18 protein-coding genes are annotated in these 19,900 nt (G+C 68.5%); 5 read left to right on the top strand and 13 right to left on the bottom strand.

Annotation, left to right across the window (positions count from 1 at the left end; genetic code table 11):
• Positions 1-7: 7 nt before the first annotated feature.
• Both CDO46_RS17580 and CDO46_RS17575 read right to left on the bottom strand, forming a co-directional pair.
• On the bottom strand, positions 8-1,177 hold the full coding sequence (locus tag CDO46_RS17580; RefSeq protein ID WP_087839783.1) for an ABC transporter substrate-binding protein: 1,170 nt from the start codon (positions 1,175-1,177) through the stop codon (positions 8-10).
• Between the two features lie 157 nt (positions 1,178-1,334).
• Positions 1,335-1,934, bottom strand: coding sequence for a MarR family winged helix-turn-helix transcriptional regulator (locus tag CDO46_RS17575; RefSeq protein WP_165963354.1), 600 nt, complete (start codon positions 1,932-1,934; stop codon positions 1,335-1,337).
• 168 nt (positions 1,935-2,102) lie between these two features.
• Between CDO46_RS17575 and CDO46_RS17570 the strand changes: the two genes are divergently transcribed.
• Positions 2,103-3,125 carry a tripartite tricarboxylate transporter substrate binding protein gene (locus CDO46_RS17570; RefSeq protein ID WP_087839782.1) on the top strand — a complete coding sequence of 341 codons (1,023 nt, stop codon included), beginning with the start codon at positions 2,103-2,105 and terminating at the stop codon, positions 3,123-3,125.
• Between the two features lie 25 nt (positions 3,126-3,150).
• Positions 3,151-4,332: an aromatic ring-hydroxylating dioxygenase subunit alpha gene (locus CDO46_RS17565; RefSeq protein WP_087839781.1), complete on the top strand. Its 1,182-nt coding sequence runs from the start codon at positions 3,151-3,153 to the stop codon at positions 4,330-4,332.
• Here the strand turns inward: CDO46_RS17565 and CDO46_RS17560 are convergent.
• Entirely contained in the window at positions 4,298-5,287 is a 990-nt protein-coding gene (locus tag CDO46_RS17560; RefSeq protein ID WP_087839780.1) for a LysR family transcriptional regulator, read from the bottom strand. The genes CDO46_RS17565 and CDO46_RS17560 overlap by 35 nt on opposite strands.
• Positions 5,288-5,410: 123 nt before the next feature.
• On the opposite strand from CDO46_RS17560, the gene CDO46_RS17555 reads away from it, so the two are divergent.
• Both CDO46_RS17555 and CDO46_RS17550 read left to right on the top strand, forming a co-directional pair.
• Positions 5,411-6,403: a tripartite tricarboxylate transporter substrate binding protein gene (locus CDO46_RS17555; protein ID WP_087839779.1), complete on the top strand. Its 993-nt coding sequence runs from the start codon at positions 5,411-5,413 to the stop codon at positions 6,401-6,403.
• A gap of 2 nt (positions 6,404-6,405) precedes the next feature.
• The gene (locus CDO46_RS17550) at positions 6,406-7,377 is read left to right on the top strand and encodes a hypothetical protein (RefSeq protein ID WP_087839824.1); all 972 of its coding nucleotides are present in this window, start codon (positions 6,406-6,408) and stop codon (positions 7,375-7,377) included.
• A gap of 10 nt (positions 7,378-7,387) precedes the next feature.
• On the opposite strand, the gene CDO46_RS17545 is transcribed toward CDO46_RS17550, so the two are convergent.
• The 9 genes from CDO46_RS17545 to CDO46_RS17505 form a co-directional block, all read right to left on the bottom strand.
• Positions 7,388-8,731 carry a type II toxin-antitoxin system HipA family toxin gene (locus tag CDO46_RS17545; protein ID WP_087839778.1) on the bottom strand — a complete coding sequence of 448 codons (1,344 nt, stop codon included), beginning with the start codon at positions 8,729-8,731 and terminating at the stop codon, positions 7,388-7,390.
• Positions 8,728-8,991: a helix-turn-helix transcriptional regulator gene (locus CDO46_RS17540; RefSeq protein ID WP_087839777.1), complete on the bottom strand. Its 264-nt coding sequence runs from the start codon at positions 8,989-8,991 to the stop codon at positions 8,728-8,730. Before CDO46_RS17540 ends, CDO46_RS17545 begins: the two co-directional genes overlap by 4 nt.
• A gap of 223 nt (positions 8,992-9,214) precedes the next feature.
• Complete coding sequence (pcaG, locus tag CDO46_RS17535) at positions 9,215-9,856, bottom strand: protocatechuate 3,4-dioxygenase subunit alpha (protein WP_087839823.1); 642 nt, start codon at positions 9,854-9,856, stop codon at positions 9,215-9,217.
• A gap of 14 nt (positions 9,857-9,870) precedes the next feature.
• Entirely contained in the window at positions 9,871-10,602 is a 732-nt protein-coding gene (gene pcaH / locus CDO46_RS17530; RefSeq protein ID WP_087839776.1) for a protocatechuate 3,4-dioxygenase subunit beta, read from the bottom strand.
• A gap of 123 nt (positions 10,603-10,725) precedes the next feature.
• Positions 10,726-11,673 carry a LysR substrate-binding domain-containing protein gene (locus tag CDO46_RS17525; RefSeq protein ID WP_165963352.1) on the bottom strand — a complete coding sequence of 316 codons (948 nt, stop codon included), beginning with the start codon at positions 11,671-11,673 and terminating at the stop codon, positions 10,726-10,728.
• A 61-nt stretch (positions 11,674-11,734) separates the two neighbouring features.
• A complete protein-coding gene (locus CDO46_RS17520) occupies positions 11,735-12,694 on the bottom strand; it encodes a tripartite tricarboxylate transporter substrate binding protein (protein WP_087839774.1) in 960 nt (319 codons plus the stop codon).
• 25 nt (positions 12,695-12,719) lie between these two features.
• A complete protein-coding gene (locus CDO46_RS17515; protein WP_087839773.1) occupies positions 12,720-13,988 on the bottom strand; it encodes a carboxylesterase/lipase family protein in 1,269 nt (422 codons plus the stop codon).
• Between the two features lie 108 nt (positions 13,989-14,096).
• A complete protein-coding gene (locus tag CDO46_RS17510; protein ID WP_087839772.1) occupies positions 14,097-15,029 on the bottom strand; it encodes a LysR family transcriptional regulator in 933 nt (310 codons plus the stop codon).
• A gap of 94 nt (positions 15,030-15,123) precedes the next feature.
• Positions 15,124-17,496, bottom strand: coding sequence for a membrane-bound PQQ-dependent dehydrogenase, glucose/quinate/shikimate family (locus tag CDO46_RS17505; protein WP_087839771.1), 2,373 nt, complete (start codon positions 17,494-17,496; stop codon positions 15,124-15,126).
• A 246-nt stretch (positions 17,497-17,742) separates the two neighbouring features.
• Here CDO46_RS17505 and CDO46_RS17500 point away from each other — a divergent pair, with 246 nt between their 5' ends.
• The gene (locus CDO46_RS17500) at positions 17,743-18,945 is read left to right on the top strand and encodes a multidrug effflux MFS transporter (protein ID WP_087839770.1); all 1,203 of its coding nucleotides are present in this window, start codon (positions 17,743-17,745) and stop codon (positions 18,943-18,945) included.
• Between the two features lie 7 nt (positions 18,946-18,952).
• On the opposite strand, the gene CDO46_RS17495 is transcribed toward CDO46_RS17500, so the two are convergent.
• Complete coding sequence (locus tag CDO46_RS17495; protein WP_087839769.1) at positions 18,953-19,843, bottom strand: LysR family transcriptional regulator; 891 nt, start codon at positions 19,841-19,843, stop codon at positions 18,953-18,955.
• Positions 19,844-19,900: the final 57 nt, after the last annotated feature.

Below are 19,900 nucleotides of genomic sequence, written 5' to 3'. Positions count from 1 at the left end.
TCCGCCGTCAGCGCATGGTACATCCATCGTGGTAGGCGTCCTGGACTCCCTTCATCGGGGTTTCCACCGTCTTGAGGGCGACCTGGTGCTCGCTGTCGCGCACGACCTGGAACACGTGCAGGTCCTGGATGGGGAAATGGTTGTTGCCGAACTTGAAGTTGCCGCGCACCGAGTCGAAGCGGGCCGCCTTGAGCGCCGCCATGAAGGCGGGCTTGTCCGCGACGTTGCCCTTGACCGCGCCGATCGCCGCATCCAGCAGCCGGGCCGCATCGTAGCTGGTGGCGGCGTATTCCGATGGCGTGCGGCCATAGGCTGCCTCGAACGCGGACACGAAGCGGCGGTTTGCCTCGGCTGGCAGGTCGGGGCCCCAGGTGCTGCCCAGCAGCACGCCCAGCGCCGCTTCGCGCAGCGCGGGCAGCGATACGCCGTCGACCACCGCGACGGACATCAGCGGGATGCGGTCAGCCAGCCCTAGCTGGCGGTACTGGCGGAGGAAGTTCACGCCGGGGCTGCCGGGGTAGAACGCGAAGACCGCATCGGGCTTGTGGGCCGCGACGCGCGACAGTTCGGCCGAGAAATCGAACTGGTCGAGCGGCGTGTGGATCTCTTCCACGACCTCGTTCTTGAAGTAGCGGCGGAAGCCGGCCAGCACGTCCTTGCCCGCCTGGTAGTTGGGCGCCATCATGACCACGCGCTTGTAGCCGCGCTGCGTCGCGTACTTGCCCAGCACTTCGGCCTGCTGGTCGCCCTGGCGCGACACGATGAACTGGTAGGGCGAGCACTTGTCGCCGGCGATCGGCGAAGGTCCGGCATTGGTGCCGATGACGAAGACCTCCCGCCGCGTGGCCAGCGGCTGCACCGACATCATGATGTTCGAGAAGGTGATGCCGGCGATGATGGGCACCTTGTCCTTCTCGATCAGCTTGCGCGCCACCTGCACCGCCACGTCGGGCTTGAGTTGCGTGTCCTCCCGCAGCACCTCCACGGGGACGCCGCCCAGCTTGCCGCCGGCCTGCCGGATGCCCAGCATGAAGCCGTCGTACATGTCCTGGCCGAGGCCGGCCTGCGGGCCGGAGAACTCGCCCAGGAACCCGATCTTGACGGGGGCCTGGGCGAAGGCGGGCAGGGTACAGGCGGCGGCCAGCAGCGCGGCGGCCGGAAGGACTTTCAGGGGCATCATCGTCTCCATCGTTCTGGGCGGCTCGCGGCCGTTCTTCCAGGCCCGCGCGGGCGGGCACCGGCCAGGAGACGGTATCACCGGGGTCCGGGCGGAATCTAACGAATAGCGTAAATACCCGGCATTTACCGGCGAAATGCGCGAGATGGCGCCGGGCCTATCCGCGAGCCAGCAGCGCCGCCAATTGCTCGTGCAACTGCTGCAGCCTGGCTCGTTCGACCAGCAGGAGCCCGCGGGTCTCGATGCCGTCCCCGGCCTCCTGGCGCGGGGATGCCGGCTGCCCCGACGCGGCTTCTTCCCGTGCCAGCATGGCCTGGGAATGGGCAGTCAATTGCGCGACGCATTCGAGGAACACGCCACGTCGGGCGGCGGACAGCCCCTCCAGCCATTCGGCGTTGCGCTCGACCGCATCGGCATGGATGCGCGCGTGCATGTCCACGCCCTGCGGTGTCAGGAGGAGATAGAACGAACGCTTGTCGGCAGGGTCGTCGCAGCGTTCCAGCAGCCCGCGTTCTTCCAGCTTGGCGACCAGGCGGCTGCCATGGCTCTTGTCCAGTCCGAGTTCGGCGCACAGCCGGCGCAACGAGATGGGCGCCTGCGCGCCGACGATGCCCAGGACATGACACTCGACGCTGCGCAGCCCGAAGCGGCGCTGGTGCCGCAGTTCGTTGCGGCTGGCCACGAGCGCGGCCAGCATCTCGAGCTGGAAGGCCGGCAGGGTCTTGAAGGATGCGAGCTTCTTCTTTGCGGCGGGCATGGCTGGGGCGGGAAGGCGAAACGCCAATGATAGGGGCGGCCGCGCGCGGCGGGGCGACTTTGCATGTCGTTGACAATGCAATGATATGTCGTTAATTTTAATATCGTTGCGTTTGCATATAAAGGGCCGTGGCGGATCCATCGCGCTCCAGGCCCGGAGGAGACCACCATGTCCTGTATCCGCCGTGCGTGGCAAGCCCACGCCCGCATTGCCGCGCGAGCGCTTGTCGCCGCGTCGCTGGCCTGGCTCGCGGCCGGCGCCGCGCATGCCCAGCCGTCGGGCGCCGGCGGCTTTCCCTCGCGCCCGGTGCGCATCATTCCCTACGGTCCGGGCGGCAGCCCGATCGACCTGCTGGCCCGGGCCTATGCCGAACAACTTCGGTTGGCCTGGGGCCAGCCGGTGGTAGTGGACCCCAAGCCGGGGGCCAGCGGCATCCTGGCCGCGGACGCCGTCGCCAAGGCTCCGCCCGACGGCTATACGTTGCTCATCACCTTGCAGACGACGCACATCAACAATCCCATCCTTCACGACAAGCTGCCCTACGATGCGGCCAGGGATTTCCAGCCGCTGTCGCAGCTCGCCATCGGCTCCGGCCCGGTGCTGGTGGCCGCCGCTTCGGCGCCGTACTCGAACCTGGCCGAGCTGAAGGACTATGCCAGGAAGCACCCGAGCCTGACCTACGGCACCTGGGGCACCGGCACGATCGCCCATCTGTTCGGCGAGCTGCTCAGGCACGAAGCCATCCCGGGGCTGATACACGTGCCCTACAAGACCGAGTCCATCGCCCACCAGGACATGGAAGCGGGCCGGCTGGACCTGGCCTGGGCCAATCCGGGCACTGCCCGCAACATGTCGCAGGCGGGGAAGATGAAGGTCCTGGGCGTGCCGGGGCGGCAGCGCGCGCCCATACTCGCCGCCGTTCCCACGTTTCTGGAGCAAGGGCTCAAAGGCTTCGAGCTCGAAGGCTGGATAGGCGCCTACGCGCCCGCCGGTATTCCGCCCGCGGTGCGCGACAAGCTCGTGGCCAGCCTGCAGGCGGCCACCCGTACGGACGATGTGCGCGCCCGCATCGTCGATCTCGGATTCCAGCCGGTGGCCAACCGGCCAGATGAATTCATCGCCAATGCCCGCGCCGACTACGCCCGTTTCAAGCAACTGGTGGATGCCGCCGGGGTGACGCTGAAGAACTGAAACCAGGACACGAGGACGAGGGAACATGACGACCACGACATTGCCGGATGCCGGTACCGCCTACGAGCGCAAGCCCGCCACCTACAACGCCACGCTGACGCAGGTCGGCCGGGGCACGCCCATGGGCGAACTGCTGCGCCGCTACTGGCATCCCATCGGCGTGTCGGCCGACGCGAGCGAGGTGCCGCGCAAGGTGCGCGCGCTGGGCGAGGACCTGATCCTGTTCCGCGACCGCCAGGGGCGGCCCGGGCTGCTGTATCCGCACTGCGCCCATCGCGGCACCTCGCTGTACTACGGCCGCGTCGAGGACGGCGGCATACGCTGCTGCTATCACGGATGGCTGTTCGACGTGCAGGGCCATTGCACCGACCAGCCCTGCGAGCCGCAGGGCGGCCTGTCGCGCGACCGCATCCGCCAGCCCTGGTATCCCGTCGAAGAACGCTACGGCCTGATCTTCGCCTACATGGGGCCGCCTGCCAGGAAACCGGTCCTGCCGCGCTACGCCGCGCTGGAGAACCTGGCCCAGGGCGAGTTCATCGAGGCCAACGACCAAAGCATAGGCGGAGGCGGTCCGCAGGTCATTCCCTGCAACTGGCTCCAGCACTTCGAGAACGTGGTCGATCCCTTCCACGTCGCGATCCTGCACTCGAGCTTCAGCGGCACGCAATTCGTGCCGCAGATGGGTGTGATGCCCGAGGTCACGTTCGACTACACGGACGCGGGCGTCAGCGCCACGGCGGTACGGCGGCTGGACGACGGCAAGACGCTGCGCCGCGTGGGCGAGGCCGCGCTGCCCACCTTGCGGGTGATCCCCAGCCCCCGGCTGGCGCACTACGGCACCGTGGAGTCGCTGGGTTGGGTCCTGCCCATCGACGACACCAGCTTCCGGATCTACACGGCGGGCCGGGTGCGCCGCGCGGGCGACATCGCGCGTTCGCGGTCGCGCATGAACGGCAAGCTGTGGGAGGAACTGACCGAAGAGGAACACCAGCGCATGCCGGGGGACTACGAGGCCCAGGTCAGCCAGGGGCCGATCGCCTGGCATTCGGAAGAGAACCTGGCGACCTCCGATCGCGGCCTGGTCCTGCTGCGGCGCATGTTCAAGCAGCAACTGGACATCGTGGCGGCCGGCGGCGACCCGATCGGCGTGAGCTTCGACCAGGACGCACCGCCTATCGTTTTCGCGGCGGGGAATTTCCTGGAATAGCGCGGCCCGTTCTTTCCTCCAGCACCCGCAGGATCTCGCCCCGCACCCAGGTGTGCAGGGGCGAGGTGTGCTGCCGCTTGGACCACACCATGAAGAACTCGATATCGCGCAGCGGCGCGGGCAGTTCGATCGAGGCCAGCGGGAAGTGCCGCTGGTGCACCTCGGCTACGCAGGCCGGCAGGGTGGTCGCGTAGTCGGTCTCTAGCAGCACGTAGGGCGTGATGCCGAAGCCCGACAGGTACGCCGAGAACGCCAGGTCGCGGTGGCGCGGCTTGAGCAGCCGGTCGAAGTTGGTGGGCCGGCCATACATCTGCGCGAAGGCGAACCACTGCAGCCGGTCCAGCTCGTCCAGCGACAGGCGCTTGCGCCGCGCCATGGGATGCGTGGCCGACAGCAGGCAGACCCGGCGATCGGCGAACAAACGCATGGAATGGAAGCGCCGGGGAACCTCGCTGAAGAGGCCGATGGCGATGTCCATGCGTTCCGCGTCCAGGTCGTCGGGTATGAAGTCGCCGTGCACGGACTGGAAGCGGACGATCAGTCGGGGCGCCGCCGCGCGCAGGCGCTGCAGCAGCGGCGCGCCCAGCAGCAGTTCGATGTGCGCCCCCGTCCCGATGTTGACGGTACCGGTGGCCCCGGCGGGATCGAAGTCCTCGGGCGGGCTCAGCGCGTGCTCGATGCGGTCCAGCGCGTCGCGCACGACGGCATGTAGTTCCAGCGCGCGCTCGGTGGGCGTGAAGCGGCCTTTCGTCACCACCAGCAGCGGATCGTCCAGCGTGCGCCGCAGCCGCGCCAGCTCGCGGCTGATCGCCGGCTGGGTCTTGTGCAGCAGCGCGGCGGCCGCGGTGGCGCTGCGGGTCTTCATGAGCGCGTCGAAGGTCAAGAGCGCGTTCATGTCCATCCGGCGCAGGTTGGGCAGTTTCGCGCGGTCGGCAGGGGTATGTCTGGTGGGCATGATCGGGAAACACTATAGCAATTCTGGTATGGATGTCTTGCGATCCCGGCATTGGCCGGCGAGCGGGGCCGCTGGCTATAGTGCGCGGCATCCGGCCGCCAAAAGGCCCATCCTGGAGACACCATGAACCGTACCCCGAATTCGCGCGCGCGCCGCTGGACCGCGGCGCTGGCCGCCGGCATCGCCGCCATGGCAGCATGCGGCGCCGTCGCGGCCGCCGACTTTCCCGCCAAGCCCATTACCGTGGTCGCGCCCTATCCTCCCGGCGGGACGCCGGACATCCTGGCGCGGGTGCTGGGCGAGACCTTGTCGAAGACGCTGGGGCAGCCCCTGATCGTCGAGAACCGGGTCGGCGCCAGCGGCAACATTGGCGGCCAGGCCGTGGCGCGCGCCGAACCCAACGGCTATACGCTGCTGATGTGCGCGTTCGGCTGCGCGGTCGCGCCCTCGCTCTATACGCCGGCGCCTTATGACGTGGTGAAGGACTTCGCGCCGGTCGCCATGATCGGCACCGTGCCCAGCGTGCTGGTCGTCAATCCCAAGGTGCCGGCCAAGTCGGTGGCCGAGCTGATCGCCTATGCCAAGGCGCACCCGGGCAAGCTCAACTCGGCCTCGTCCGGCATCGGTACTTCGGCGCACCTGGCGACGGAACTGCTCAACACCAAGGCCGGCATCGAGCTGACGCACATTCCGTACAAGGGGGCGGGCCAGGTCGCGGCCGACCTGCTTGGCGGGCAGGTCGACATGTACTTCGACAACCTGCCCGCGTCGCTGCCCAGCATCCGCTCGGGCAAGCTACGCGCGCTGGCGGTGGCCAGCGAGAAGCGTTCGCCTTCCATCCCCGACGTGCCGACCTTCGCCGAGGCGGGCGTCCCGGATTTCCTGATCACCCCGTGGTTCGGCATCATGGCGCCGGCGCGCACGCCCGACGCGGTGCTGGACCGCCTGAACCAGGCCTTCGTGGCGGCGCTGAAGGCGCCCGAGGTGCAGACGCGCATGCAGCAACTGGGCGTGGACGTCGCGCCAGGCTCGCGGCAGGCCCTGGCCCGGTTTATCGCAGGCGAGAACGAGAAGTGGAAAACCATCATCCAGGCCAACAAGATTCGCGCGGAATGAGCATGCACCATGCCGCCGGCGACGTCCGGCCCGGGCGCGCCGGCCCCTTGCGGCTGCGGGACATGGGCGCTTTCCACGTCGGCGGGCGCGAGATCGAGCTGCGGGGCCTGCCGACGCGCGAACTGCTGATGGCCGAAGGCGGGCAACCCGTGCGGGTGGATCCCAACGGCCACTATCGCGTCGAGCAGATGTACGCGCAATACTTCCTGGCGGACCCCGCGCCCGATCGTGCGCCCATCCTGTTCTGGCACGGCGGAGGCATGACGGGAGCGGCCTGGGAGACCACCCCGGACGGCCGGCCGGGATGGCTGCACTATTTCCTGCGGCGGGGCTGGGACTGCTACCTGTGCGATGCCGTCGAACGCGGACGCTCGGGCTTTGCGCGCGTGCCCGAGGTCTGGCCCGAGGCGCCCGTCATCCAGACCGCCGAGGACATCTACGAGCGTTTCCGCATCGGCCAGCCCGGCGAAGCCGGACGGCGCGCTTCACAAGCTTATGCGAACACCCGCTTCCCGGTGGAGGCCTTCGACGGACTGGTCAGCCAGATGGTGCCCCGCTGGACCAGCACCGACGCGGCCGTGCTGGCCGGCTACCTGGCCTTGCTGGAGAAGACCGGCCCGGCCATCGTGGTCTGCCATTCGCAAGCGGGCGTGTTCGGCCTGCGCGCGGCCCACGCCCGCCCGGACCTGGTGCGGGCCGTGGTGGCGCTGGAACCGGCCAGCATTCCCGCGCTGGAGCCGCATCGCCCTTACCGCGTTCCCACGCTGGTCGTGATGGGTGACAACATGGATACCGACCCGCGCTGGCCGCGCATGCGCGCCGGCATCCATGACTTCGCCGCCACCCACGGCGACGTGCGCCTGATGTCCCTGCCCGAACTGGGTATGCCGGGCAACTCGCACATGCTGATGATGGACCGCAACAGTCTGGACATCGCGGACCTGGTGCATGACTGGCTGGCACAGACAGGCTGACGCAGCTTCCCTATGTGCGGCGGCGAGCCAGCAATTCAGAGCGGCCGATGACTTCGCCAGCGGATCGAGGCGTGTCGGCCGCTTCGTAGCCGGCCTCCTCGATGGCGGCATCCAGGCCACGATATTTCCCATCCATCCTCGGGCTCCGGAGCGCGCACATGCCGTCGTTCCATGCGTGCACCATCTGCTTGGCGATCCACCTCCAGCGCGGTTCGTTGCGGGCTGCCTCGATGACTTCCCGGCCCACCTCGACGGCCGATTCGCATAGTTGTTCCACCATGGCCTTGTATTGGCTGGGAGGTATGCCGAGCCGGGCCGCGAAGAACCGCTCCAGCGTTTTGCCTGGAGTCCAGGTCTTGCGTCCGTCGATGGACAGGCCGGGCGCGTTGTTGCTGAACTGGGGGTAGGCCTGGGTGGTCACCACGTCATAGACGGGCGTGTAGGCCACGTCGTCGCGCGAGGTGTAGTACAGGGCGATGTTCTTGGCGTGGCAGTCGGCGTTGCGGACGACATAGTTCACCAGCAGATGCCAGCCCAGGTGAAGAAGTTGGAATCTCGAGTTGGCAGGCGGGATATAAGCGCGCGTGGCGTGGAGCACGCGTTCGGTGGATGGCGCGTATTTCTCGTGGGGAGGCAGGCCGAGCAGGCTGCAGGCATCTTCGACGCCACGAACGGGCCGGCCCGTCTGGTCCAGGTCGAATCGGTCGACGATCAAGACCCGGCCATCGTCGGACATCCGCGTATGCACGACCGGTACGACGTTCAGGCGGCGCAGGACCCAAAGGCTGTGGAATTCGTTGAATCCGAGGAACGGAGTGCCGTCGTCGGAGCCCTTGATGATGTGTCGTGGCGTGCGCAGCGTTGTCTTGCCCAGGGATGGCGCATCGCCGCTCGTGGAGAAAGCCGGGGCGAGGAACTTGGGCACGACGCCTGATATGGCGCTGCGTGCATACTGGCGGACCAGGGCGTCGAAGTGTTGAGCCGTATTGTCCGCGGTGAGTAATTCCTCGATGTTCAGAGGCGTGAGTTCCGCACCGGGCGCAGCACCTTCGGCCGTTACCGCTACGCGCCCGATTCCGGAGGCACCGACTATGGCCAGCAATGACAGGTCGGTGCCATCCATGAGTGGTCCGAAGACCTCCCGGATCACGCTCAACAGATGGCCCTCGGGCAAGTTCTGGCGAAAGAAGGGATGCAGGTCGCGCGGCCAGCGCCAGGGTTCGTTGCGCACGGGCATGGCCAGGCTGACGAAGGCGTCGTCCGGCGTTCCGGGTTCATACTGCAAGACGTATTCGTCGCCTTCGCGAAAGAGCTTGGCCACGCGTTGGCCGAGCACGTGGACGTCCAGCCTCATGAGTCGCCTCGCTGGCGCTGTTCCGCAAGGATATCGTCCAAGGTGCGGATATGGCCTGCCTTGACCACTTTCAGGTCATAGCCGGCCGCTTCCAGCAATCGGACTAGCGCAGAAACGCTCATGTCGCCGCGGGCGACGGTTTCCATGCGAGCCAGCGTGGAGCGGGCCACGCCGGCCCGCTGCGCCATTTCCTCCTGGGACAGACCGCTATCTTTGCGGGCCGACCGCAACATGCTTGCGACATCTCCTAGTGTTGTCATTTTGTAGCCCCTGGGCCTCAATATTGGCCTATCCTAGCATTCCTGTAGCCTCAGAGGCACAAACATCGATTCTATTTTGTAGCCAAGGGGCTACAAAATTTTGTGAAAGCCATATTTTCGTAGCCTCGTGGCTACAAAAAATGCCCTCGTTCTTGACGCCAGAGCGTCCGAATCGAGGGCATTCAGGGGTCCGCCTGCCGGCGGGCCACTCGCGACGGCTGGATCAGACGTCGAAAAACACCGTTTCCTTGCCGCCGTCCGGCGTGTCCTGGATACGGATGTCGAAGCGATACACCACCTTGCCGTCGCGCTCCTCGCGCTTGGCGATCAGCGTGTCGCGGCGGACTTCCCATTCGATGCCGTTGATGATGGGGTCCTTGGCGTTGGCTGCCTTCTCGTCCTCGAAGTAGACGCGGGTATGCAGGCCGAGGTTGATGCCGCGGGCGAACAGGATCAGGCAGATGTGCGGGGCCTGCATCGTGCCGGCCCTGGCGCCGGGGACGGCTCCGGGCTTGATGGTCTCGAAGCTGTAGAAGCCGGTGTCGAAGTCGGCGCCGGTGCGGCCCCAGCCGCGGAAGGCGGGATCGATGGGCTTGTCCTGCGTGTCGGCGGGATGGGCGTACTTGCCGGCGGCGTTGGCCTGCCAGATCTCGACCAGCACGTCGCGCAGCACGGTGCCGCTGCCGTCGTACACCTGGCCTTCGAGGCGGATGCGCTCGCCCTTGGTCTCGGGCTTGACCAGGTTGTTGTCGAAGTTGTTTTCGAAGATGTCGAAGCCGGCCTGCTTGGGAGCGAGGCCGATGTGCACGTACGGGCCGCCCGTTTGCGAGGCGGTTTCAGGAAGGAAGGTGATTTGGGTGCTCATGGTCCTGCCCTCGATCAATTTTCAAACCAGGTGGCGGTGCGGCCGCGCACCGTGATGTCGAAGCGGTAGCAGCGGCTGTCCAGCGCGATGAAGTTGCCGATGTCCTGCATGGCGATCAGGCCGCGGACCTGCTCTTCGTTGCTGATGGTCTTGAGGATGGGGCAGTGCGGGATGAGCGGATCGCCTTCGAAGTACTGCTGCGTGATCAGGCGCTGGGCCCAGCCGTCGGCCAGGATGGAGAAGTGGATGTGCGAGGGGCGCCAGTCGTTGATGCGGTTGCGCCAGGGGTAGGGCCCGGGCTTGATGGTGCGGAACATGTAGTAGCCGTTCTCGTCGGTCAGCATGCGTCCACAGCCGCCGAAGTTGGGGTCCAGGCTGCCGATGTAGGTGTCGTTCTTGTGGCGGTAGCGGCCGCTGGCGTTGGCCTGCCACACTTCGATCAGGGCATTCTTGACGGGGCGGCCGAACTGGTCGCGCAGGAAACCGTGGACGATGACGCGTTCGCCGATGGGCAGGCCGTCCTTGGCGAAGTTGGTGATCAGGTCGTTGTCTTTGGGGCCGAGTTCCTCGGGGCGGAAGACGGGCGAGGTGATCTCGGACAGCGTGCCGACGTTGGAGATCAGCGCCTTGCGCGGCGAGCGCAGCACGCTGGTCTTGTAGCCGGGGGTGTAGGCGGGCGGGTGCGCGTCGCTGTCGCGCTGCACGAAGACGCCGGTCGTCGAGGGAGGCAGAAGGGGATTGCTCATGTCTCTGTACCGTTTGTGGGAATGTTCGCAGGGGCAACTGTAGTCACGCCCCGGTCCAGGGGCAAGTGAAGAATATGCCGCCGTGATATAACGGTAGGGAATATCTTGGAACCCAGCCGGCCTTTAGGCGGGATCCCAGCCCAGGTCTTCGCACGCGGCCCGCCAGCGCACGGCCACGCCGCGCACCGTGTCGGCCATGTCCCCGGCCAGCGGTCGGCTGGTGCCCGGCTGCGCCTGGGTGAAGAGTCCGACCGCCTCGGTGGCGGCCCCGGGCACGCGGCGCGCCACCAGCACGCCCTGTTCGAGGTCGGCCTTGACGGTGCTGAGCGAGGCGAACCACAGGGCATCGCTGTTCAAGGCCAAATTGCGGGCCAAGGGGATGGCCAGGGTTTCCAGGCGGTCATGGCTGGCGCCGGAGCGCAACTGGCCCAGGAAGCTGTCGGCCGCCTGGTAGATGCTGGTGCCGGGCAAGGGCAGGATCACCGGGTGCGCCGGCGCCTGCCAGGCCTGCCACTCGGTGCGCGCCAGCGGGTGTTCCGGCCGCATGGCCACGACCAGCGGCTCGCTCCACAGCGGCTCGAAGCGCAGTTCCAGCATGTGGTCGGGCTCGGCCAGCCGGCCCACGACCACGTCCAGCTCGCCCTGACGCAGCCGCGCCAGCAACTCCGGATTCATGCCGGTCTCCAGGCGCACGGGGCCGTGGCGCCCGCGCGCGCGCCAACTGCGCAGGATCTCGTGCGGCAGGTCGACCGCCAGCGAGGGCAGCACGCCCAGCTTGACGGCGTCTCCCTCGGGGTCGCGGGCTTCGCCCAGCGCCATCTCCAGCGCCATCACGCCTTGGCGCGCATGCTGCACGAAGGCCATGCCCGCGGGCGTCAGGGCGACGCCGTGGCGCTGGCGGACCACCAGCGGCTTGCCGACGATCTCTTCCAGCTCCTTGATGATCTTGCTGACGGCGGGCTGGGTGATGGACAGGAACTCGGCCGCGGCGCGCATGTTGCCGTGCTGCGCGGTGGCGAGCAGGCAGCGGATGTGTTGCAGGCGGATGCGGTTGAGTTGCGGCGAGGTCATGCGGACGGCCATCGTAAAGCCGTGATGGTACGGGCTTCCGGTGCCGCGGGCCAGCCGGCCGTCACTGCAGCCGTATGCCCAGTTCCTTGACCAGCGGCTCCATGGCGGCGCGGTCCTTGCGCACGGTCTCGGCCAATTCTGCCGGCGTGTCGGCCACCGGCACCTGGCCCAGCATTTCCATTTGCCTGTGCATGGCCGGCGTGGCCAGCACGGCCGCGACGTCGCGCTGGATCTTCGCGATGACGTCGTCGGGCGTGCCGGCGCGTGCCATCAGGCTGAACCAGGGTTCGGTCGAGAAACCCTTCAGGCCCGACTCGTCCAGCGTGGGGACGTCGGGCAGTCCGCTGAAGCGCTGCGCGCTGGTGATGGCCAGGGGGCGCAGCCGGCCGCTGTCGATCAGGCCCTTGGCGCTGGAAGGCGCATCGAACGAGATGTCGAGGATGCCGCCCAGCAGGTCGCCCTGGGTCTTGGCCGCCGAGGATGAGGGAGCGTAGAGCACCTTGATGCCGGCCTGGCGCGCGATGCGTTCCCAGCCCACGTGGAAGCCCGTGCCGATGGAGTAGGAACCCAGTTTCAGCTCGCGCTGGCGCGCTGCGTCGACGAAATCCTTCCAGGTCTTGAAGGGGCTGTCCTTCGGGACCAGGAAGATGAAGGGCGTGCGCGCTACGGTCGTGACGGGGGCCAGGTCCTTCCGCGGATCGTAGGGCATCCTGTCCACCGCGAAGGGCACGATGGTCATGGTCGCCGCGAGCATGGTGCCCAGCACGTAGCCGTCGGGCGGCGACGAGGCGACCGCCGCGCCGGTGATCATGCCGGATGCGCCGGCCTTGTTCTCGATGATGACGGGCTGGCCCCATTTCCTGGACAGCTCGGTGGCCAGCAGCCGCATGGTGACGTCGACCGGGCCGCCCGGCGTGTTGGGCACGACGATGCGGACGGGCTTGTCGGGCCAGGCGGCCAGGGCGGGGCCGGCGGCCAGCAGCGACAGGACGCACAGCGCCTGCCTGAGGAAAGCGGTCATGGTGATGGTCTCGCAGTGAAGGAGGTCAATCGAAGATCTGCATCGCCGGGGCAGGGTCCCAGCCGGGAGAGCCGCCGCGTATGAAGCGCAGCCACGCGGCGCGCATCCGCGCGGACAGGTCGCGTACGTGGCCGGGATCGGCGCCGGCCAGCATGGGGGCCGGGCCGAAGGCCTCCAGCGTGCCGAACAGCAGCGGCAGTTCGATGCAATGGCAGGCGCCGAAGCGCTCGGTAGGGCCGAAGTCGACCCGGTACGACCAGGCCTGGCGGCCCGCGCGCCGCGCGTCGTCGGCCCACTGGCGCGAGCCGGCGCCAAATGCCGCTTCGCCTACCGCGCGGCTATCGGCATCGGTGCCGTAGCCGGGGAAGGCCGCCATCTCGTCGCGCGTGGTGCCGACCAGCACGTCGCGGGCGCCGGCCCAGTCGGCCATGCGTGCCTGCGCATCGCGCGGCACGACCGTGCCGTCCGCGACCACGGTGAACAGGGGGCCGGCGTAGTTTCCGGCGGAGAGCGCGGACAGGACCGAAGGCGCTTGCTGGGCGTCCAGCAGTCGTTCGATGGGCAGCGCGCGCAGCGCCTCCAGGTCGGCCGCGCCGGCCGCTTCCATGAACAATTGGCCGAGCGCGTAAGCGTCTTCCAGGCTGCGGAAGCCCCGGCCCAGTGCGCCGCTCTGGAGGATGGCACGGTGGAAGCGCGGCTGGCGCCCGCACAGCGCGGCGATGCAGCTCGCGCCGGCCGACTGCCCCATCACCGTGATGCGTCCGGCGTCGCCGCCGAACGCGCCGATATGGCGGACCACCCACTCCAGGGCGGCTTCCTGGTCCAGCAATCCCAGGTTGGCCGGCAGCCCGGGCAGGCACAGCCAGCCCGGGGCGCCCAGCCGGTAGTTGATGGCGACCACGACCACGTCGCCTTCCTCGGCCAGGCGCGAGCCGTCATACCAGGGCAGGGCGCCGGCGCCGCTCTGCCAGGCGCCGCCGTGTATCCAGACCACCACCGGCCGCGGGGCGCCGTCTGCCGCGGGCGTCCAGATCGTCAGGTGCAGGCAGTCCTCGGACTGTTCGCCGTCCAGGTCGCCCATGACGTCGCGCAGCCGGGCCGGCCGTTGCGGCGCGATCGTGCCCACGCCCGTGGCGTCGAGCAGGCCGTTCCAGTCGGCGGGCTCGGGCGCGCGAAAGCGCAAGGCGCCCACCGGTGGGCGCGCGTAGGGAATGGCGCCGTAGCGGTTCACGGCCGGGCCGCGCAGGCCGCGTACCGTACCCTGGGGAAGCTGGACGTCTAGGGTGGATGCCATGGGGGGCGGACTCCCGTGTTCTGATCCGGGCATCTTAGTGACGAAGGCCACCGCGTGGCTATGCGGGATTCGGACGAATCCATGCGAAAAGCGCAAGGCGTCCCGGCCTCAGGGGCCGTAGGGCAGGCCGGCTTGCTCCACGACCTCGGCCAGCGCGTCGGCGAAGGCACGCATGTGGCGGCTGCCGGGCCGGTCCCGTCGCCAGATCGCCGCCATGGGAGCGGGCAACAGGCCCAGCTCCACCGGCAGCACGTGCACTTCGCCGCGGGCCTGCATGGCGGCGGCGACGCAGCCCGGCAGCATCCAGAGATGGCGGGCATCGCGGATGAAGTCGCGGCCGAACTCCAGCGACAGTGCGCCTATGGTCGCCGGTAGCGCCAGTCCCGCCTGCGACAGGTTGCTTTCCAGCTCGCGCTGGATCCGGCTGCCGGGCAGGGCGGTGATCCACGGGTAGGCCACGCAATCGGCCAGCGTGGCGTGGCCGGTGGCCAGCGGATGGTGCGGCGCGCAGGTCAGCGCCACCGGATCGGTGATGATGGGGTCGGCGCGGTAGATGTCCGGATTCATGGTCGGACGCGCCCGGCTCAGGAACACGTCCAGCGCGCCGCTGTCGAGGTCGGCCAGCAGGTCGTCGTGGTTGCCCGTCGTGATGGTCAGCGCGATGTCGGGGTGCCGTTCGCGGAACCGGCGCGCCGTGTCGGTCAGCGGCCAGCCCGAGAACAGCGAGAAGCAGCCCCCCACCAGGCTGCCCTGTTCGCCCCGGCCGATGGCGGCCAGGTCCATCTCGGCCTTGCGCAGGTCGCCCAGCAACACGCGGCCGTGGCGGCACATGGCCTCGCCCAGCGGCGTGCAGGCCATGCCCTTGCCGGTGCGCTCGTACAGGCGGCCACCCAGCAGTTCCTCGATCTCGGCCAGCGCGCGCGACAGCGCCGACTGGGTGCTGTGCAACTGCTGGGCCGCCTTGGAGAGATTGCCGGAATCGGCGATGGCCAGCACGATTTCCAGGTGCCGGATCTTGAGTTTGCCGTGAAAGGGAGTCATGAGCCTGCATCGACGAAGACCGCCACGCGGCGTCCTGCCGGTGGCGGAACCCCGGCCCGGCGCGGGCCGGGCCTGCGTCGGCAGTCTAGCTCAGCTACGGCTGCTTCGGCAGCGCGTAAGCGATCACGTAATCCCCACGGTCCGGCGATTGCCGCGCGCCGCCGGCCGAGATCACGACGAACTGCCGGCCGCTCTCGGGCGACATGTAGGTCATGGGCGTGGCCTGCGCGCCCACCGGCAGCCGGCCCTTCCACAACTCCTTGCCGGTCAGGACGTCGATGGCGCGCAGGTAGTAGTCCTGCGTGCCGGCGTAGAACACCAGGCCCGATGCCGTGGTCAGCGGCCCGCCCAGCGTGGGCATGCCGATGGGAATCTGCAGGCCGGTCTTGATGCCCAGGGGGCCGGTGTCCTGCAGCGTGCTCATCGGCGCCTGCCAGACGGTCTTGCGGGTCTTCAGGTCGATGGCGGTCATGGTGCCGTAGGGCGGCGCGTGGCAGGGCACGCCCAGCGGCGACATGAAGCCGTTCTTCGAGATGCCGTACGGCGTGCCCTCCTGCGGCGCATAGCCTTCGTGGACCGAGGCGGCCTTGGTCGGGTCCGGCGTTTCGTCGCGCGGGATCAGGCGGGCCCACTGCGGCATGCGGATGTCGTTGATCACCAGGTAGTCGAGCGCGGGCACCACCGAGACGCCCCCCCAGTTCATGCCGCCGTAGTAGCCCGGGTAGATCAGCGTGCGGCGGTCGGCGCGCAGCGGGGTGAAGTCGCCTTCGTAGCGCATCTTGCGGAACTCGATGCGGCACCACAGCTGGTCGAAGAAGGTGGCGCCCCACATGCTGGCTTCGGTGAAGGGCTTGGTCCCGATGCCGGGCATGCCGACCGAGTAGGGCTGCGTGGGCGAGGTCCAGTCGCCTTCCTGCGCCCCCTGCGGCACGGGCACTTCCTTGACGTCGGCCAGCGGCGTGCCGTCGCGGCGGTCCAGCAGGAAGATCTGGCCGCGCTTGGTGGCCTGGATCAGCGCCGGGACCGTGCCGCCCTTGCCGTCGGGCAGGTCATACAGCGTCGGCGGCGTGCCCACGTCATAGTCCCAGAGGTCGTGGTGGGTGGTCTGGAATTTCCAGCGTTCGCGGCCGGTCTCGACGTCCAGCGCGACGACGGACGAGGCGTATTCCTCGGCCGCCTTGCTGCGGTGGGCGCCCCAGAAGTCCGGCGGCGAATTGCCGGTGGGCAGGTACAGCAGGCCGAGCTTGTCGTCGTAGGCGGGCGTGGACCAGACATTGGGCGTGCCACGCGTGTACGAGCCGCCGTCGGGCGGCAGCTTGGTGATGGCGGGGTTGCCCAGGTCCCAGGCCCAGACGAGCTCGCCACTTTTCGCGCTGAAGGCGCGCACCGCGCCCGAGGGTTCGTCCACCGCGCGGTTGTCGTACACCCAGCCGCCGATGATGATCAGGTCGCGCGCGACCGTGGGCGCGGAGGTCTGGAAGTAGTAGCCGGGCTTGACCTCTCCCATGCCGGCCTTGAGGTCCACCGTGCCCTGGTTGCCGAAAGCCGCGCATGGCCTGCCGGTCCTGGCGTCGAGCTGGATCAGGCGGGCGTCGATGGTGCTGAGGACGATGCGCTGGCGGCAACTGGCGTCGGCGGCGGCATCCGTCATCGAGGCGCTGGCGTCGTAGTAGCTCACCCCGCGGCAACGCTGCCAGACCGGCGAACTGGCCTTGGGATCGAACTTCCAGCGTTGCTCGCCGGTCTCGGCGTTCAGCGCGAAAACCTGGTTGTGCGGCGTGCACAGGTACACCGTATCGCCCACCTGGAGCGGCGTGTTCTGGTCCTCGGCGCCGTTGATCGCCGGTTCGCCGGTGCGGAAGGTCCAGGCGACCTGCAGGTTCCCGACATTGCTCTTGTCGATCTGGGAGAAGGGGGCGTAGCGGGTGCCCGCCGCATCCCGTCCGTAGTGGTCCCAGTCGCCGCCCGAGGCGGCGGCCGGCACCGCCGTGGGGGCGTCGCCCGTGGCGCTCACGGGGAAGTGGGGCTGGAACATCAGGAAGCCGAAGCCGGCCAGCGCCAGCACGCACAGCATGGCCAGCGAGTAGGCCCCCTTGTTGCCGCCCGGCTCGCCCACGGGGCGCAGCAGCGGGTGCAGCAGCGCGGCCACGAGCGCCAGCACGATCACGCCGATCAACCGCGGCACCAGTTGCCAGAAGTCGAGCCCGACTTCCCAGAAGGACCAGATCAGCGTACCGATGAAAACCAGCGCGAACAGCCAGGCCCCGGCGCGCGAACCCCGCGCGTAGCCCAGGCCGGAGAGGACCAGCCCCAGGCCCGCGATCAGGTAGTACCAGGAGCCGCCGAGCGAGACGAGGCGCACGCCGCCGACGCCGAGCACGAGGCCGATCAGGACGAGCACGATGCCGAAGATCAGTAGCGGAACGCGGCCCCGGCGATGGAGGGGATAGGTGGAAGGATCGGTCATGGATTTCTCCGAAAGTGGGCCTTCCGCGAGCGCAAAGCGAGGGCATGACACGGGCGCCGCCCGGCGAGGGGGGCCTTGCGCAGCGGCGCGGGGCGGGCTGCGTCGTTGTTCTGTAGTAAGAACATAACCCTTAGATGCGTAACGGTGTGTGACGTAAAGTTGCCGTGATGCGCAGAAGTTAAGGGTTAACCCGTATCCGGTCCGCGTGAAACAGGTAGAATAGGCGGCCATTCCGATAGGTCCCCCATGCCCAAACATGCCTTGACCATCGTGCTGGCGCTGCTGACCATGGTCGGACCGCTGGGCATCGATGCCTATTTGCCGTCGTTCCACGCGATCGGCGTCACCTTCGAGGCGTCGCCGCTGGCCGTGCAGCAGACCCTCAGCCTGTACATCGCCGGCATGAGCGTCATGACCCTGTTCTACGGCACCTTGTCGGATTCGTTCGGCCGGCGCCCGGTGATGCTGGTGTCGCTGGTGCTGTTCACGCTGACCTCGATCCTGGCCGCGCTGTCCACCAGCATAGGCATGCTGGTCGCGGTGCGGGTGCTGCAGGGCCTGTGCGCCGGCGCCGGCATGGTCATCGCGCGCGCCATGGTGCAGGACAGGTTCCAGGGCGGCGAGGCGCAGCGGATGATGGCCATGATCACCATGGTGTTCGGCGTGGCGCCCGCGCTGGCGCCGGTCCTGGGCGGCTGGCTGCAGGCCACGCTCGGCTGGCGTTCGGTGTTCTGGGCGCTGGCCCTGTTCGGCGCCGGCCTGTGGGTGGTCAGCCGGCAGGTGCTGCACGAGACCTTGCCGCCGGCCGGGCGCACGCCGTTCGACCTGCGCAGCATCGCCGCCAACTACCGGCGCTCGGTGACCAGCCCCCGGTTCGTGCTGATGTCCGTGGGGATAGGCCTGGCGTTCTGTGGACTGCCCTTGTACGTGGGCTCGGCCGCGGCCTACATCATGGACATCCTGCACCTGCCCGAGACCGCGTTCGGCTGGCTGTTCGTGCCCATGGTCGGCGGCCTGATGCTGGGCTCGGCCATGGCGAGCCGCTACGCGCACCGCATCCCGGCCGAGCGCATGGTCCGGCTGGGATTCCTGGTCATGGGGTTCGGCGTCGTGCTGTCCGTGATCTATACGAGCCTGTTCACGGCTGCCGTGCCGTATGCCGTGCTGCCCTTCCTGTTCTATACCTTCGGCCTGTCGCTGGCCTCGCCCAGCATGACGGTGATCGCGCTCAGCATCTTCCCCGAGATGCGGGGGCTCGCGGCCTCGATGCAGGGCTTCATCCAGATGGCGCTGTTCGCGCTGGTCTCGGGGCTGGTCGCGCCGATGGTGTTCGGCAGCGCGGCGGGCCTGGCCTGGACCCACGCCTTGCTGCTGGCGGTGGGGCTGGGTTTCTGGGAGGCGGGTAGCCGGGCGCGGGCCAGCCCCGCCGCGCCGGCCGCCGCAGCCTGATCCGGATTCAGACCTGCCGGCGCAGTACTTCCAGAAAGCTGCCCGCGGCGGCCGGCAGCGACCGGCCGCTCCGCGTCAGGATGCCCATCTCGCGCGAGACGCCGGGGCTGGCCAGCGGGATGGCGGCCAGCGCCGACATGTCGATCAGCCGGAGCGCCAGCCGCGGAATGGCGGCGATTCCCAGCCCGGCCGCCACCATCGCCCCCACGACCGAAATGTTGGCGCATTCATAGCGCGCCTGGACGGCCAGGCCGCATTGCGCCATGACCCGGTCGGCGATCTGGCGGATGCTGCTGGCCGGCCCGCTGGCGACCAGCGGCCTTTCCGCCAGCACCGACCACGACACCCGCCGGCGTGAAGCCAGGGGATCGCCGCGGCTGCACACGCAGACGAATTCGTCGCTGATCAGCGGCTCGAACGCCAGGCCGTCCTGCCGCGGCGGCGCCACCGAAATGGCGAAGTCCGCGCTGCCGTCCAGGACCCGCGTCCGCACGAATTCCGCCGATACGGGTTCGAGCGCGATCGTGACGCGCGGATGCGTCGCCTGGAACACCGACATGGCCCGGGGCAGCAGCGCGGCGGCGGCGGAAGGCAGGCAGGCGATGGCGATGCGGCCCCGGCGCCCGGCCACGAATTCGGACAGGTCACTGAGCGAGTCATGGAATTCGCCCACGATACGGCGGGCGATGGGCAGCAGTTCCTCGCCCTCGCGGGTCAGCTCCACGCGTCGCGTGTTGCGGTCGAACAGGCGGGCGTCGAGCTTGTGTTCGGCGGACTGGACGGACCGGCTCAGCGCCGGCTGGGAGACATGGACGCGTTCGGCGGCCAGGCGGAAATTGCGCAGCTCGGCCACGGCCAGGAAGGCTTCCAGTTCATGCACGGTCAGGGTCGATCGCATGCGGCCTGATAAATGATGAAAATGCATTAAATCAATATGATAAATGCACTTCTCATA

The sequence above is a fragment of the Pigmentiphaga sp. NML030171 genome (genome assembly GCF_002188635.1).
Classification (GTDB): Bacteria; Pseudomonadota; Gammaproteobacteria; order Burkholderiales; family Burkholderiaceae_B; genus Pigmentiphaga; species Pigmentiphaga daeguensis.
The sequence above is the reverse complement of the archived record's forward strand: the minus strand, read 5'-3'. Positions and strand labels throughout refer to the sequence as shown.

Coding starts and splice junctions, on each gene's coding strand:
- CDO46_RS17525 (WP_165963352.1), bottom strand. CDS start 11,673: ATGACCTCGCCGCAACTCAACCGCATCCGCCTGCAACACATCCGCTGC.
- CDO46_RS17580 (WP_087839783.1), bottom strand. CDS start 1,177: ATGCCCCTGAAAGTCCTTCCGGCCGCCGCGCTGCTGGCCGCCGCCTGT.
- pcaH (WP_087839776.1), bottom strand. CDS start 10,602: ATGAGCAATCCCCTTCTGCCTCCCTCGACGACCGGCGTCTTCGTGCAG.
- CDO46_RS17560 (WP_087839780.1), bottom strand. CDS start 5,287: ATGCCCACCAGACATACCCCTGCCGACCGCGCGAAACTGCCCAACCTG.
- CDO46_RS17550 (WP_087839824.1), top strand. CDS start 6,406: ATGCACCATGCCGCCGGCGACGTCCGGCCCGGGCGCGCCGGCCCCTTG.
- CDO46_RS17510 (WP_087839772.1), bottom strand. CDS start 15,029: ATGACTCCCTTTCACGGCAAACTCAAGATCCGGCACCTGGAAATCGTG.
- pcaG (WP_087839823.1), bottom strand. CDS start 9,856: ATGAGCACCCAAATCACCTTCCTTCCTGAAACCGCCTCGCAAACGGGC.
- CDO46_RS17505 (WP_087839771.1), bottom strand. CDS start 17,496: ATGACCGATCCTTCCACCTATCCCCTCCATCGCCGGGGCCGCGTTCCG.
- CDO46_RS17565 (WP_087839781.1), top strand. CDS start 3,151: ATGACGACCACGACATTGCCGGATGCCGGTACCGCCTACGAGCGCAAG.
- CDO46_RS17545 (WP_087839778.1), bottom strand. CDS start 8,731: ATGAGGCTGGACGTCCACGTGCTCGGCCAACGCGTGGCCAAGCTCTTT.
- CDO46_RS17520 (WP_087839774.1), bottom strand. CDS start 12,694: ATGACCGCTTTCCTCAGGCAGGCGCTGTGCGTCCTGTCGCTGCTGGCC.
- CDO46_RS17495 (WP_087839769.1), bottom strand. CDS start 19,843: ATGCGATCGACCCTGACCGTGCATGAACTGGAAGCCTTCCTGGCCGTG.
- CDO46_RS17555 (WP_087839779.1), top strand. CDS start 5,411: ATGAACCGTACCCCGAATTCGCGCGCGCGCCGCTGGACCGCGGCGCTG.
- CDO46_RS17515 (WP_087839773.1), bottom strand. CDS start 13,988: ATGGCATCCACCCTAGACGTCCAGCTTCCCCAGGGTACGGTACGCGGC.
- CDO46_RS17575 (WP_165963354.1), bottom strand. CDS start 1,934: ATGCCCGCCGCAAAGAAGAAGCTCGCATCCTTCAAGACCCTGCCGGCC.
- CDO46_RS17500 (WP_087839770.1), top strand. CDS start 17,743: ATGCCCAAACATGCCTTGACCATCGTGCTGGCGCTGCTGACCATGGTC.
- CDO46_RS17540 (WP_087839777.1), bottom strand. CDS start 8,991: ATGACAACACTAGGAGATGTCGCAAGCATGTTGCGGTCGGCCCGCAAA.
- CDO46_RS17570 (WP_087839782.1), top strand. CDS start 2,103: ATGTCCTGTATCCGCCGTGCGTGGCAAGCCCACGCCCGCATTGCCGCG.